This window comes from Kribbella sp. NPDC051137, assembly GCF_040682535.1.
GTDB lineage: Bacteria > Actinomycetota > Actinomycetes > Propionibacteriales > Kribbellaceae > Kribbella > Kribbella karoonensis.
Window position 1 is genome coordinate 45,856 of record NZ_JBFBBI010000010.1, and the last position, 13,558, is coordinate 59,413.

At 69.3% G+C, this 13,558-nt stretch carries 13 protein-coding genes; 9 read left to right on the forward strand and 4 right to left on the reverse strand.

The genetic code is table 11. The annotated features are described in order from the left end of the window. Positions 1–9 precede the first annotated feature (9 nt). Positions 10–1,008, forward strand: coding sequence for a LacI family DNA-binding transcriptional regulator (locus AB0M51_RS41515; RefSeq protein ID WP_344199772.1), 999 nt, complete (start codon positions 10–12; stop codon positions 1,006–1,008). On the opposite strand, the gene AB0M51_RS41520 is transcribed toward AB0M51_RS41515, so the two are convergent. Beyond that, positions 1,005–1,592 carry a hypothetical protein gene (locus AB0M51_RS41520; RefSeq protein WP_344199769.1) on the reverse strand — a complete coding sequence of 196 codons (588 nt, stop codon included), beginning with the start codon at positions 1,590–1,592 and terminating at the stop codon, positions 1,005–1,007. The two genes, AB0M51_RS41515 and AB0M51_RS41520, sit on opposite strands and share 4 nt — an antisense overlap. Positions 1,593–1,815: 223 nt before the next feature. Here AB0M51_RS41520 and AB0M51_RS41525 point away from each other — a divergent pair, with 223 nt between their 5' ends. The 8 genes from AB0M51_RS41525 (at position 1,816) to AB0M51_RS41560 (ending at position 9,991) form a co-directional block, all read left to right on the forward strand. Continuing rightward, on the forward strand, positions 1,816–2,643 hold the full coding sequence (locus AB0M51_RS41525) for a hypothetical protein (protein WP_344199767.1): 828 nt from the start codon (positions 1,816–1,818) through the stop codon (positions 2,641–2,643). A gap of 192 nt (positions 2,644–2,835) precedes the next feature. Beyond that, the gene (locus tag AB0M51_RS41530) at positions 2,836–4,425 is read left to right on the forward strand and encodes a sugar ABC transporter substrate-binding protein (RefSeq protein ID WP_344199765.1); all 1,590 of its coding nucleotides are present in this window, start codon (positions 2,836–2,838) and stop codon (positions 4,423–4,425) included. Continuing rightward, positions 4,425–5,384: an ABC transporter permease subunit gene (locus tag AB0M51_RS41535; RefSeq protein ID WP_344199763.1), complete on the forward strand. Its 960-nt coding sequence runs from the start codon at positions 4,425–4,427 to the stop codon at positions 5,382–5,384. Before AB0M51_RS41530 ends, AB0M51_RS41535 begins: the two co-directional genes overlap by 1 nt. After that, positions 5,381–6,256: a carbohydrate ABC transporter permease gene (locus tag AB0M51_RS41540; RefSeq protein ID WP_344199760.1), complete on the forward strand. Its 876-nt coding sequence runs from the start codon at positions 5,381–5,383 to the stop codon at positions 6,254–6,256. The genes AB0M51_RS41535 and AB0M51_RS41540 overlap by 4 nt, the downstream gene beginning before the upstream one ends. Before the next feature lie 17 nt (positions 6,257–6,273). Next, positions 6,274–7,266, forward strand: a complete 993-nt coding sequence (locus AB0M51_RS41545; protein WP_344199758.1) for a LacI family DNA-binding transcriptional regulator — start codon at positions 6,274–6,276, stop codon at positions 7,264–7,266. Beyond that, positions 7,263–8,732 (forward strand): arylsulfatase, encoded by a 1,470-nt coding sequence (locus AB0M51_RS41550; RefSeq protein WP_344199755.1) that lies wholly within the window; start codon positions 7,263–7,265, stop codon positions 8,730–8,732. The genes AB0M51_RS41545 and AB0M51_RS41550 overlap by 4 nt, the downstream gene beginning before the upstream one ends. Further along, positions 8,713–9,465: an aminoglycoside 3'-phosphotransferase gene (locus tag AB0M51_RS41555; RefSeq protein ID WP_344199752.1), complete on the forward strand. Its 753-nt coding sequence runs from the start codon at positions 8,713–8,715 to the stop codon at positions 9,463–9,465. The genes AB0M51_RS41550 and AB0M51_RS41555 overlap by 20 nt, the downstream gene beginning before the upstream one ends. Position 9,466: 1 nt before the next feature. After that, positions 9,467–9,991, forward strand: coding sequence for an MOSC domain-containing protein (locus AB0M51_RS41560; RefSeq protein ID WP_344199749.1), 525 nt, complete (start codon positions 9,467–9,469; stop codon positions 9,989–9,991). A gap of 117 nt (positions 9,992–10,108) precedes the next feature. On the opposite strand, the gene AB0M51_RS41565 is transcribed toward AB0M51_RS41560, so the two are convergent. The 3 genes from AB0M51_RS41565 to AB0M51_RS41575 form a co-directional block, all read right to left on the reverse strand. Beyond that, complete coding sequence (locus AB0M51_RS41565; protein WP_363754371.1) at positions 10,109–11,713, reverse strand: alkaline phosphatase D family protein; 1,605 nt, start codon at positions 11,711–11,713, stop codon at positions 10,109–10,111. A 68-nt stretch (positions 11,714–11,781) separates the two neighbouring features. Further along, positions 11,782–12,960 carry an FAD-dependent monooxygenase gene (locus AB0M51_RS41570; RefSeq protein WP_344199744.1) on the reverse strand — a complete coding sequence of 393 codons (1,179 nt, stop codon included), beginning with the start codon at positions 12,958–12,960 and terminating at the stop codon, positions 11,782–11,784. Further along, positions 12,961–13,512: a TetR family transcriptional regulator gene (locus AB0M51_RS41575; RefSeq protein ID WP_325035401.1), complete on the reverse strand. Its 552-nt coding sequence runs from the start codon at positions 13,510–13,512 to the stop codon at positions 12,961–12,963. It lies immediately after the preceding gene. Positions 13,513–13,558: the final 46 nt, after the last annotated feature.

A 13,558-nucleotide genomic window follows, 5' to 3' on the forward strand; every position in this document is an offset into this window, starting at 1 on the left:
CTGCCAGCTATGAGGCCGCGCTTGACCGATGTCGCCGAGGCGGCCGGGGTGTCGATGAAGACGGTGTCGAACGTCGTCAACGGCGCCGAGCACGTCCGCGAGGAGACCCGGCAGAAGGTGCTCGCCGCGATCGACAGGCTCGGCTACCGGCCGAACATCGCGGCCCGGAACCTCGCCCAGGGCCGCAGCGGCGTGATCGCGTTCGCCGTACCGCAGCTCGACCGGCCGTACTTCGCGTCGCTGGCGGCGCGGATGCTCGACGAGGCCGAGACGTTCGGCTGGATCGTGCAGTTCCACCAGACCGGCGGACGCCGGGAGGCCGAGCTCGCCCTGCTGAACGACCGGCATCCGGCACGGCTCGACGGGATCGTGATGAGCCCTCTCGGCCTCACCCCCGAGGACGTCCGGGACCGTGCTCCGGGACTCCCGCTCGTACTGCTCGGCGAGAAGGCCGGCGTCGAGCACCACGCCGACCACGTCGGGATCGACAACCGGGACGCCGGCCGGGTGGCGACCGAACATCTGCTGTCGCTGGGCCGGCGCCAGGTGATGGCTCTGGCGCCGGGCCCGCGGATGGACGACGAACGCATCAACGGGTACCGGGACGCGCTCGCCGCGGCCGGGCTGCCGGTCGACGAGGACATCGTGCTGCCGACCGGCGGCCTGCGCGGTCAGGACGCCGAGCGGACCCTCGGCGACTGGCTGGACTCGGGCCATCCGGCGCCGGACGCGGTCTTCACCGCGACCGACTGGCTCGCGATGGGCGCGGTCCGGGCGCTCGTACTGCGTGGACTCCGGATCCCGCAGGACGTCGCCGTGGTCGGATTCGACGACATCCCGTACGACCTGGCCACACTGCCGACCCTCACCACCGTGGCCCCCGACCGGGTCGCGATCGCGCGCCTCGCCCTGCAGGCGTTGCGCGATCAGCGGCCCGGCGGCGACCCGGTCCGGCTGCAGGCCCCGTTCAGCCTGGTGGTCCGCGAGAGCACCGCCGGTATCAGCTAGCCCGCGAGCGTCAGCGAGACGGTCGCCTTGTTGATCGTTGCCCCGAGCATCTTGCTGTCCTTCGGCGAACCCGCCACCGAGAACTCGACGTCGGCGGCGTTCCGGCCGGACCAGCCGACGTACCGGGTCGCGACCCAGCGGGTCGTGCTGCCGCTGCGGTACGTGTAGACGACCGTGCTCACGCGCAGCGGGCCCTGCCCGGTGGTCGACCTCATGGTCACGGTCGACGTACCGACGATGTGCAGGCCGCGGGTGTTCTTCAGCGACCTGATCTTCTGGTTCAGCGCGGTGACCGTGCCGAGGTTGCCGTTGTACGCCGTGTCGATGCGGATCATCCGGTTGTGCGCACTGTCGTCGAAACGCGCGTGCCAGGTCGAGAGCTGGACGAGCCGCCAGTTCGACGGCAGGACGGCGCTCGCGTGGTAGCCCTCGCTGGAGTGGTTGAAGTACCGCAGCTTGTAGGTGGCGGCCGAACTGTTGCTCGCCGCAACGGACGGCGTCGCAGCGTGGCTCGGCAACGCCCCGCCGAGCAGGAGTGCACCCGCACCCGCCAGTGCCGCCGCGCCGGTCACGATCCGCTTCATCATGTGGTTCCCCCAGAACTCTGCGCGGCCCCTTGTTGAGCGGCGCATCCACTGAGACACCGTGGAGCCGCGAAAGGTTGGGAGCGATTTCCAACTTGTTGACCACGGACAGTGCTGACTCCATACTGCTTGGACCGCCGTCGGCGGGCTGCTGTGGGGGCAGCTGGGGATTCATGGGGACGAGGGGGGCTTTGCTGTGCATGCTTGGAAAGCATTTCGTGCCGTGCTGGTGACGGCTGTCGTCGGTGCCGGGCTGGCGACGGTGCCGGCGATCTCGGACGCCGTGCCGCCGTCGAGTGCGATCGAGGTCGGGGCGACCTCGGTCGCTCGTGGCGCGACGTTCACGGTCACGCAGACCCTGTACAACGACCGGGACTTCACGATCACCGGTGGGAAGGCCGGGCTGTACGCCAAGGAGACGTCGCTGCCTGCCATGGTCGATCTGGTGTCGTGTCCGGGTGCCTACGCCTGCGACACGCTCGGGACCAGCGTCCGCGGCGGCGTCGGCGACGTACCGCCGGGCGAGTCCCGGACGGTGACCTTCACGTTCCGGGTGCGGGACGACGCCCCGCTCGGGACGATCACTCTGCAGCACCAGTTCATCGGGGAGAACTACGCGTTCGACATCCTCGACGGGCCGGCGCTCACGGTCACGCAGCCGGCGACCGCCGCGGATGTCGCCGTCCGCATCTCCGCCTCGGTGCGGAGTCTGCTGACCGCGCGGATCACGTACACGATCACCGTGCAGAACAACGGGCCCGGTGACGCCACCGGGATCCGGGTCGTCGGCACCTATCCGGCCGGACTGGTCTACGCGGGATCGAGTTGCACCCGCGTTGGTACGACGAGATCGGTCAACTGTGACGTCGCCTCGCTGGCGGCCGGTGCGAGTACGACGCGCACGCTGACGGCCGACACCACCCTGCTCACGGTGGGTTCGCTGACCGCGACCGCCCAGCGTACGGCGAGCTCGCCGGACGACCCGGTGGCGACGAACGACAAGGCGAGCCGCACCTGCACCGCGCTCACCGGGCTCGTCGTGCGCTGCTGACAACTCACTGACACACCGAAAACGGCCGGCGGCCGCGGGTTCTCGAGTCCCGCGGTCGCCGGCTCTTGTGTTCCCGGTCTTGCATCCGGGGGTGGCTGAGGTTTACGGTCCGGGTTAACGTTTAAGTGAGTGTTAGTGAGCACTTCTTCGAAACTTGGAGCAACTATGATCAGTCGGCGACGGTTTTTGCAGGTGACCGGGGCGGCGATCGGCGCCTCGACGCTGGCGGCCTGTGGAGACGGCGGCGCGTCGAGCGGAGGTGCGAAGGCCTCGAGCGAGCTCAAGCTGCCGACGTACAAGCCGTTCGAGGGGCTGCACCCCGACCTGGCGGGGGCCGAGTCCGGCCTGGAGCCCGGGTTCCTGAAGTTCCCGGCGGACGCCGTGGCGAGCGTGAAGACGCCGCCGCTGAAGAACGCGGTGACCGCGCTCACCGAGACGTTCGCGACGCCGCCGCCCCCGATGGGCAGCAACCCGATGTGGCAGGCGCTGAACCAGGCGCTCGGCGCCGAGCTCAAGCTGACCATCGGCACCGACCCGGGCTACCCGGAGAAGTTCGCCACGCTGCTCGCCAGCGACTCGCTGCCGGACCTGATGTGGCTGCCGCCGAACCAGGGCATCCCGAACGTCGGTCCGATGCTCGAGGCGAAGTTCCAGGACCTCACCAAGTACCTGTCCGGTGACGCCGTCCTGGAGTACCCGAACCTGGCCGCGCTGAAGCCGGCCTCCTGGCGGACCGCCGTCGTCAACGGCAAGATCTGGGGCGCCCCGATCCCGTCGACGCCGTTCGGCCAGGTGATGATGGGCAACCCGCGGACCTGGCAGAAGGTCGGCGGGCTGCAGTGCTCCACGGCCGACGAGTTCTTCGCCAAGTGCAAGGAGCTGACCAACGGCACGAACTACGCGCTCGAGCCGGCCATCATCAACATGCTGCACATGTTCGGCGAGTGGTTCGGCGCCCCGAACTCCTGGCGGGTGAACCAGGACCGCTCGCTGACCCACCTGTACGAGACCGACAACTACAAGGCCGCCGTCGAGTACGCCGCCAAGCTGTGGGCCGCGAAGGTGTTCTACCCGGACCTGAACCTGGCCGACGCGACGCCGAAGACCGTCAACGGGCAGATCGCCGCGCAGGTCGTCGTCGGACCGCGGGCGACCGCGGACTTCCGCAACCTGGACCCGACGCTGTTCGTCGACACGATGATCCCGTTCGGCCACGACGGCAAGGCGAAGCCGACGTACGACATGGGCTACGGCACGGTCGGGTTCACGCCGTTCAAGAAGACCGACGAGGGTCGGATCCGCGAGCTGCTCGCGCTGATGGACTACCTGTCGGCGCCGTTCGGCACCAAGGAGTACCTGCTCAAGAACTTCGGCGTCCAGGGGCAGCAGTACCAACTCGACGCGCAAGGCAACCCGGTACTGACCAAGGCCGGGAACCAGCAGGCTCCAGGGCTGGTCAGCGCGCTGCAGATCATGAACTCGCCGGAGAGCGTGATCTTCAACCCGGCGTTCCCGGACGACACGCGCAAGATCTACGAGACCGAGCAGAAGCTGCTGAAGTTCGCGATGCGGAACCCGACCGCGGGCACGTATTCCGACACCAACAGCAAGGTCGGGCCGAAGCTGACCGCGGCGTTCCGGGACACCATCGTGGACATTGTCACCGGGCGGCAGAAGCTCGACGCGTACGACGCCGCGCTGAAGCGCTGGAAGTCCGGCGGCGGTGACAAGATGCGCGACGAGTTCGCCGCCGTGCTGCCCGCAAGCGTGCCGGTGTCCTGATGCTGAAGCAGAACTCGCCGAAGCGGCAGGCCAGGAACGGCCTGCCGCTGAAGGCGAAATGGGCCCGGGACTGGCAGATGGTGCTGATGATGATCCCCGGCGTGGTCTTCCTGCTGGTGTTCTTCTACCTGCCGGTGCTCGGCAACGTGGTCGCGTTCCAGGACTTCCAGCCGTACCTCGGCATCATGCACAGCGAGTGGAACGGCCTGCAGAACTTCGTCAACCTCTACGCCAACCCGGACTTCTGGGACGCGTTGCGGAACACGCTGCTGCTGGCCGGCGTACAGCTGCTGCTGTTCTTCCCGGTGCCGATCGGGCTGGCGCTGATCGTCGACTCGCTGGTCAGCAACCGGCTTCGGAAATGGTTCCAGACGATCGCCTACCTGCCGCACTTCCTGTCCTGGGTGCTGGTGGTGACGCTGTTCCAGCAGTCGCTCGGCGGGGCCGGGTTCGTCAACAACCTGCTGCGGCACGCAGGGCTGGACCCGATCCCGTTCATGACCAACCCGGACACCTTCCCGCTGCTCGTCGTCGGGCAGCTGATCTGGAAGGACGCCGGCTGGGCGATGATCATCTTCCTGGCGGCGCTGACCACGGTGGACGTCTCGCTGTACGAGGCGGCCGCGGCGGACGGCGCCGGGCGCTGGCGGCGGATGTGGCACATCACGCTGCCGTCGCTGCGGACCGTCATCGTGCTGCTGCTGATCCTGCGGATCGGCGACATCCTCAGCGTCGGGTTCGAGCAGTTCATCCTGCAACGCGACTCGGTCGGCCCGGGCGCCGCCGAAGTACTGGACACCTTCACGTACTACGCGGGGGTGGTCGGCGGTGACTGGAGCAGCGGCGCCGCGGCCGGTCTGGCCAAGGGCGTCGTCGGCGCGTTGCTGCTGTGGGGCGCGAACACGCTGGCCCACCGCCTCGGCGAACCGGGCATCTTCCAGAAACGAGGCGTTTCATGAGACCGGTCTGGAAGGAGCAGCCGTCTCCCGCATACCAGGCGATCAAGGCCGTCATCCTGGGCGGCTTCGCGCTCGCCATCGTGATCCCGATCCTGGTGGTCATCTCGACCTCGCTGGCCAGCGACCGGGACATCATCAAGGCCGGCGGGTATGTCCTCTGGCCGTCGCATCCGACACTCAAGGCGTACCAGACGCTCTTCTCCGGCGGGCTGATGGGCCGGGCGATCCTGGTCAGCGTGTTCGTCACGGTGGTCGGTACGGCGATCGCGCTGGCGGTGACGATCGCGCTCGCGTACGCGACGTCGCGGCCCGTGCTGTTCGGACGGCCGGTGCTGCTGATGGTGCTGTTCACGCTGCTGTTCGCGCCCGGCATCATCCCGATGTTCCTGGTGGTGAAGCAGCTCGGGTTGCTGGACAGCCTGTGGTCGCTGATCCTCCCGGGCGCGCTCGGTGCCTTCAACTTCGTCGTACTGCGGACGTTCTTCATGAACGTGCCGGGCGAGCTGCTGGAGAGCGCCCGGATCGACGGCGCGAGCGACTTCACGATCCTGCGGCGGATCATCCTGCCGCTGTCGAAGGCGGTCGTCGCGGTCGTCGGGCTGTTCTACGCGGTCGGGTTCTGGAACGCGTTCTTCAACGCGCTGCTGTACCTGAACGACACGTCGAAGTGGCCGGTGCAGGTGATCCTGCGGACGTACGTCCTGCAGGGCAAGTCGCTGTCCGCGGACCAGCTCGGCGTGACCCCGCTCCCGCAGCCGCAGTCGCTCCAGATGGCCGTCGTGGTGGTTGCCCTGGTCCCGATCGCGATGGTGTACCCGTTCCTCCAGCGGCACTTCACCAAGGGCGTCATCACCGGTGCGGTCAAAGGCTGATCTGCAAGAATCGACATATGTCCTCACCTTTGGCTGAGCGGCCGACGCTGCGGATGGTGGCGAAGGAGGCCGGCGTCTCGGTCGCGACCGTGTCCTACGTGCTGTCCGGGCGGCACCGCAGCCACACGATCAAGGACTCCACCGCGGACCGGGTCCGCGAGGCCGCGTCCCGGCTGGGTTACCGGCGCAACGACGCGGCCCGCGCGATCCGGACCGGCAAGTCGGACCTGGTCCTGCTGTCGCTCAGCTACCTCGCGGACCCGTGGTCGCAGGCGGTCGCGGCCACGGTCAGTACGGCGGTCACCCCGCTCGGCAAGACCGCGCTGATCGTCGCGGACGGCGATTGGCGGACCGTGCTGGCGAACCGGACGCCGGACGTGATCTTCATCGACAGCATCAAGCCGGACCCGTCGCAGGCCGAGGAGCTCGCCGCGTTCGCCGCCCAGGGTGTGCAGATCGTGGTGTTCAGCGAAACGCTGGAGCCGCAGGGCTTCGACGTGATCCGGTCCGGCGCCGAACCGCGCTGCCACCTCGCGGTGCAGCACCTGCTCGAGCGGCACGACCACATCGGCGCTCTGACCTCGCGGACCACCGGGTTCGCCCGGTTCGACGCTTATGTGAACACGCTGCGCGCCGCGGGCAAGCCGGTGCACAGCGACGACGTCGAGGTCTTCGAGCAGCACCCGGAGGGCGCGTACCGGGCCGCGATGGCGCTGCTGTCCCGGCCGGACCGCCCGACCGCGCTGTACTGCACGACGGACTTCGCCGCGATCGCCGCGGTCCGGGCGGCGCACCGGCTGCGGATCGACGTACCGCGGGACCTGGCGATCATCGGGGTCGGCAACACGCCCGAGGGCGAGACGCTGGACCCGTCGCTGTCCACGGTCGGACCGGTCGGCTTCAACGAGGCGCTCGCGGAGATCATGGTCGGGCGGCTGACCGACCGCGAAGGCGCGCCTGGTGAAGTGTTCGATTTCCCCTGGCAGTTGATCGTCCGGGAGTCTTCTTGAGGCCCAACGTCGTACTGATCTGTGTCGACGAGTGGCGGGGCGACGCGATGTCGTGTGCCGGTCACCCGTACGTCGAGACGCCGCACCTGGACGAGCTGGCGCGGAACGGCGTGCGGTTCAGCCGCGGGTACTCCGCGACGCCGACGTGCGTGCCGGCGCGGGTTGCGTTGTTCACCGGGCAGTCCCAGGAACGGCATGGGCGGGTCGGGTACACGGACGGCGTACCGTTCGACGTCGCGCATCCGGTGACCGTGCAGGGGGAGTTCCGGCGCGCCGGGTACCACACGCAGGCGATCGGGAAGATGCACGTCTGGCCCGAGCGGGCGCGGCTCGGGTTCGACGACGTCGTACTGCATGACGGGTTCCTGCATCACTCGCGGAGGGCGCATCGGCAGCAGTTCGGGTTCTTCGACGACTACGTGCCGTGGTTGCGGCGGCAGCCCGGGGTGTCGCCGGACGAGGAATACTTCGACCACGGGGTGAACTGCAACTCGGTGGTCGCGCGGCCGTGGGACAAGGCGGAGTCGTTGCACCCGACGTCGTGGGTAGGTACGCAGACGATCGAGTGGCTGTACCGGCGGGACCCGACCCGGCCGTTCTTCCTGTACCTGTCGTTCCATCGGCCGCATCCGCCGTACGATCCGCCGGCGTGGGCGTTCGACCGGTACGACGCGTTGCCGCCGTACCGGCGTGAGCTGGGGGACTGGGAGAGCTCGTGGGACGAGTTCCGGCGGGACGGGGACTACCAGGCGTCGATAGGGGACCTGCCGGACCGGGTGGTGCACCGGGCGCGGGCCGGGTACTACGGGCTGATGGCGCAGATCGACCTGCAGCTCAACCGGATCCGCGAGGCGCTGGTCGACATCGGGGTGTACGACGACACGATCATCGCGTTCACGTCCGACCACGGCGAGATGATGGGCGACCACCGGATGTTCCGGAAGTCGGTGCCGTACGAAGGGTCGGCGCGGGTGCCGTTCATCGTCGCGGATCGTGCCTCTGCCGGTGGCGCGGTACGCGGCGGGGTGGTCGATCAGGTGGTGGAGTTGCGCGACGTGATGCCGACGCTGCTGGACCTGGCCGGGGTGCCGGTGCCGCCGTCGGTGGACGGGGTGTCGCTGGCTCCGTTCCTGCGCGGGGAGACTGTCGAGGTGCGGGAGTGGCTGCACGGGGAGCACCTGCACTTCGGGCAGTCGCTGCAGTGGGTGACCGACGGGAAGATCAAGTACGTGTGGGGGTCGGAGCGGGGTGTCGAGCAGCTGTTCGACCTGGCCGAGGACCCGGGGGAGCTGCACAACCTGGTCTCGTCCCGGCCCGAGCTGCGGGACCTGTGGCGGTCCCGCCTGATCCAGGACCTGACCGGGCGCGAGGAGGGTTTCGTTGCCGACGGTGACCTGGTCACGGGTCGGCCGGTGACGCCGATCCTCAACCACACAAGGGAGAAACTTGCGCAAACCACCGGGTGACGGCTGGTCGCTCGTCGACGTCGGCGAGTCCGACACGACGGTCTACCGCCGGGGCGACGTGTACGCCAAGTGCTGCGCTCCCTCCGGCGTCGCCGAGCTGGCCGCCGAACGTGACCGAATCCGCTGGCTGTCCGCTACCGGGTTGCCGGGAGCAACGGTCCTGGACTGGATCGAGTCGACCTCGGAGGGAGCTTGCCTGCTGACCTCCGCGGTGCCGGGCGTGCGCGGCGACGTCCTCCCCACCGCTGCGCACGAGCGGGCGATGGGCGGCCTGGGGCGGGTTCTTCGGGAGTTGCACTCGTTGGAGGACTGCCCGTTCGAGCGGCCGCTCGCGGAGGTGATCGCGTCGGCGGCGGACGTCGTACGGCGGGGTGCGGTGAACCCGCAGTTCCTGACGGACGAGTGGCGGAAGGTTCCGCCGGAGGAGTTGCTGGTCGAGGTCGTTGCCGAGAGCACCTACGTGGAGAGCGTGCTGGAGCCGGTCGTCTGCCACGGGGACGCCTGTCTGCCGAACGTGTTCTTCGACCCGGAGACGCTCGAAGTGACCGGACTGATCGACCTCGGGCGGCTCGGTCTCGCCGACCGGTACTCCGATCTCGCGCTCACCACGATCCAGCTCCACGACGAGTGGTCCGCGGATCCGCAGCCCTTCCTCGACGCGTACGGCGTACCCGAACCGGATTCGCGCCGCCTGCACTTCTTCCGCCTTCTCGACCCGCTGACCTGGGGCTGACATGGACGTCCAGATCGTCGCACTCGCCGTCTCCCGGCAGCACGCGTTCGAGGGGCGTCCGCAGGACGGTCCCCGTCCCGATCCGGAGCCGGTCGCCCGGACCGGGATCGAGGTGCGGGCCGGGCTCGGCATCGTCGGCGACCGGTACTACGGCCAGGCCGTCCACAAGAATGCGGCGGTCACCTTCATCGACGCCGCCTCGCTCGACGAGGTCGAACGCCTGCTCGGCCTGCCCGCGCCGCTCGACCCGCACCTGACCCGTCGCAACATCACCCTGCGCGGCTTCCCGATCGACGACCTCGCCGCCCGCCGCGCACCCGACGGCTCCCGCGTCCCGGGCCGCCGCTTCACCGTCGGCGGCATCACCTTCCAGGCGAACCGCCCGGCCAACCCCTGCGCCTGGATGGACGCGGTCCTCGCCCCCGGTGCGATGCGCGCCCTCCGCGGGCACGGCGGCATCCGCGCCACCCCACTCACCTCCGGCACGCTCCGCCTGGGGCCGGCCACCCTCACCGTCCTCGACTGACCCAAACCAGCACGGCATCTTTGAGAAGCCACCGGTCATTCCAAGGCCACCGAAACGGTTGGTGGCTTCTCAAAGATGGCTGGAGGAGTGTCCTCGGGAGCGTGAGGGCGGCCGGGGTCAGGCTCGGCGGGCGCCGGGGGTGCCGTTGTCGGTGATGAAGGTGGCGAGTGTGTAGAGCGGCGCGTCGGGCCGGCGGACCGTGTCGGAGACGCGGAACTCGGCCCGCCAGCGGTCCGGCGTGAGGTCGACGCGGATGTACCCGCGCTGGTTGTTCTGGAGCTTCAGGTGCGGGTTGTCCGCGGTCGGCCCGTAGACGGTGTTCGGGACCGAGTCGCCGCCGCTGGTGATCGACGTACCGAGGTACTCCGTGGCCAGCGTCTCGGAGTCGGGGTCGGCGAAGTCGGCCTTCAGGTCGAACACCCAGTTCCTGTGCGCGTCGCCGGTGATGACGACCGGGTTCGACGGCCGGTGCTCGGCGATGAATCCCATCAGCTGGTTGCGATCGGCAACATAACCCTCGCCCCAGTTGTCCTCGCCCGAGTACTCCAGCCCCGAGCCTGCCTTCCGGTCGTACGGCGCGAACTTCGTCTGGTTGCCGAGGATGTTCCAGCGTGCGGTCGACGACGCGAGGCACTGCTGGAGCCACTGCTCCTGGGCGTCTCCGAGGATCGTCCGGTCCGGGTCGAGTGCGCCGGGCGCGTAGCCGCCGATCGCCGTGGCCGCGGTCCACTGTGCCTGCTTCGAACGGTACTGCCGGGTGTCGAGCAGGTGGAACTGCGCGAGGTCGCCGTACCGGATCCGCCGGAACAGCTGGATGTCCGGTCCGGCCGGCAGCGACGACCGGCGCAACGGCATGTTCTCGTAGTACGCCTGGTACGCCGCCGCGCGCCGGGCCAGGAACACCTCACCGGATTGGCCGCCGCCCGTGGAGTTGGCGTAGTTGTTCTGCACCTCGTGGTCGTCCGGTACCACGAGGAACGGCACGTTGGCGTGCGCCACCTGCAGTAGCGGGTCGGTCTTGTACTGGCTGTGGCGGATCCGGTAGTCCGACAGTGTCTGCAGTGTGATCGCCGGCGCGTGTGCGCGGCCCAGCCCTTGGTCGGCGCCCGATCCCTCGTAGATGTAGTCGCCGAGGTGTACGACCAGGTCCAGGTCGGAGTCGACGATGTCCCGGTACGCCACGAAGTACCCGGCCGGGTAGTTCTGGCAGCTCGTCACGGCCAGCCGCAGCTGTGCCGGCGAGGCGCCGTACGCGGGAGTGGTCCTGGTCCGGCCGACGGGGCTGATCGCCGTCGCGACGCGGAACCGGTAGAAGTACTCGCGGGCCGGGCGCAGGCCGCTCACCTCGACGTGCACCGAGTGCGCCAGCTCGGGCGTCGCCTCGGCGGCACCGCGGCGGACGACCCGGCGGAACTGCTCGTCCTCGGCGATCTCGTACCGCACGCCGAAGGACTGCGGCGGCATACCGCCGCTGCCGTCGGCCGCGAGCGGTTCGGGGGCGAGCCGGGTCCAGATCACGAAGCCGTCGGGCAGCGGATCACCGGACGCGACGCCGAGCTGGAACGGGTGGTCGAACTGCGCTGGGACGGTGGTGGCCGCGGCCGACCGGGCGACGGCGGAACTGCCGGTCAGGGCTGCGGCAGCGCCGAGGCCGCCGATGGCCAGCAGGCCGCGCCGCGTCAGTTCGGTGGACGGTTGCTCTGGGGTGCTGGGCGGGGTCATACTCGCGACGCTTTCAGAGCAGCGCCGCCGGCCAGGGCAACTCCGCGCGACTCGCAGGCGAACTCTGGTCAGCCGACTCGGGAGTTCACCTCGGCGCTCTCGCGAATCAGCGTGGTCGGCTTACCCGCAAGCGCCACAGGCAGCAACGTCCGCAGGCCAGGCATCCGCAGTACCCTCAGCAACACGCGCCGGGCGACCAACTCGAAGCGGGACTGCGGGAGGAACCAACGAGCCGTCGACCGAGCCACCTTCTGCTTCTCCTCCACCACCGGCCGCCACACCCGCTCGTACTCCGCCATCCCCTCCTCGATCGAGGACGCGTCCACCAGTTTCTCCGCCAGCAGATACGCTCCCGCGATCCCGAGTGACGCCCCCTGCCCGGCAAGCAGCGACACCGCCCCGCACGCGTCGCCCACCAGCACGACCCGCCCCGAACTCCAGCGCGGCATCACCACCTGCGACACCTGGTCGTAGTAGATCTGCTCCGGCTCCGGGCACAACGCCAGCGCCTGCGGCACCACCCATCCCAGCCCGTCGTACGCCGACCTGATCGCGGCCCGGGTGTCCTCCGGTACGACGGGATCCGCGGTCCGGTGCACCGCGAACGACGCGACCCGCCCGTCCCGCAACGCGTAGAACCCGAACTGGCTGCCCATCGTGTCGGTCAGGCAGAACCGCTCGCCCACCTCGTCGTGGATCGCCGGCGCGTCGAAGCTGTACGCCGCCGTGTGGAACCCGAGGAACCGGACGTACGACGACCCGAACACCTCCCGCCGTACGGCGGAATGGATGCCGTCGGCACCGACCAGCAGGTCACCGTCCAGCGTCGACCCGTCCGCGAGCCGCACCTGTACCCCGTCCGCGTGCGACGTCACGCCGGTGAGCGTCGCGCCGTACCGCAGGTCGACCGCGCTCGGCAGGTGATCGCGGAGCACCTGCTCGAGGTCGGGACGCATCACGCTGAGCAGGTCGCCGTCCGCGAACTGCCGGATCGTGATCCCCGCCTGTTTGCGGCCCTGTTCGTCGACGAGGGTCGCCTCTTCGACGTAGTACGCGACCTCCTGCAACGCCGGCAGCAGGCCCATTGCGGCCATCGCGTCGTACCCCGGGCCGAAGAAGTCGATCATGTAGCCCTGCGGTCGTGGGCCGGGGCTCCGTTCGAGGACGGTGACGTCCTGGCCGAGCGTCGACAAGCGGTGTGCCAGCGCGAGTCCGGCGATCCCGGCCCCACAGATGATTGCGTGCATTCAACTCACCAGCCTTTGCAGAACGGTTCTGAGGGCCGGGTCCTCCGGTCCGAAGGTGCGGTGCAGGAGCAGGCCGTCGATCGCGGCGGCGAGTACGGCGGCGGTCGCGGCCGGCTCGGCGACCTGGTGGATCGTGAGCCAGTCGGCGACGCGGGCGCGGAAGTCCGTCACCAGTCCGGCGATCTGCGAGCGCAGGCGTTCGTCGCGGGTCGCCGCCAGGTAGGTCTCGGTGAACAGCAACGACGTCGGGTCGCTGCCGTCGTACTGCTCGAGCGAGGCCAGCAGTGCGTCGATCCCGGCGGCCGGGGTGGTCGCGGCGGTGAACACTTCATCGGTGGCCGTGAGCACCTGCCGCATCGCGCCGATCGTGGCCTCGACGAGGACGTCCTGCACCGACGAGAAGTGGTAGTGCACGACGCTCGGTGTGACACCGGCCCGCTCCGCCAGGATCCGGGTGCTGACCGCGGACCACCCGCGTTCCGGGATCAACTCGACAGCGGCCGCCATCAGCCGCAGTCGTACTTCCTGACCTTGTCTCGCGGTCGGCGCCATTCGTCAACCTCCAGGGCGATCGTCCTGTACGATCGTCCTGATCGTA

What these genes read in the sequence shown, in the direction of transcription:
- AB0M51_RS41515 (WP_344199772.1), top strand. Translation starts at nt 10, where the DNA reads ATGAGGCCGCGCTTGACCGATGTCGCCGAGGCGGCCGGGGTGTCGATG.
- AB0M51_RS41520 (WP_344199769.1), bottom strand. Translation starts at nt 1,592, where the DNA reads ATGAAGCGGATCGTGACCGGCGCGGCGGCACTGGCGGGTGCGGGTGCA.
- AB0M51_RS41535 (WP_344199763.1), top strand. Translation starts at nt 4,425, where the DNA reads ATGCTGAAGCAGAACTCGCCGAAGCGGCAGGCCAGGAACGGCCTGCCG.
- AB0M51_RS41540 (WP_344199760.1), top strand. Translation starts at nt 5,381, where the DNA reads ATGAGACCGGTCTGGAAGGAGCAGCCGTCTCCCGCATACCAGGCGATC.
- AB0M51_RS41545 (WP_344199758.1), top strand. Translation starts at nt 6,274, where the DNA reads ATGTCCTCACCTTTGGCTGAGCGGCCGACGCTGCGGATGGTGGCGAAG.
- AB0M51_RS41560 (WP_344199749.1), top strand. Translation starts at nt 9,467, where the DNA reads ATGGACGTCCAGATCGTCGCACTCGCCGTCTCCCGGCAGCACGCGTTC.
- AB0M51_RS41565 (WP_363754371.1), bottom strand. Translation starts at nt 11,713, where the DNA reads ATGACCCCGCCCAGCACCCCAGAGCAACCGTCCACCGAACTGACGCGG.
- AB0M51_RS41570 (WP_344199744.1), bottom strand. Translation starts at nt 12,960, where the DNA reads ATGCACGCAATCATCTGTGGGGCCGGGATCGCCGGACTCGCGCTGGCA.
- AB0M51_RS41575 (WP_325035401.1), bottom strand. Translation starts at nt 13,512, where the DNA reads ATGGCGCCGACCGCGAGACAAGGTCAGGAAGTACGACTGCGGCTGATG.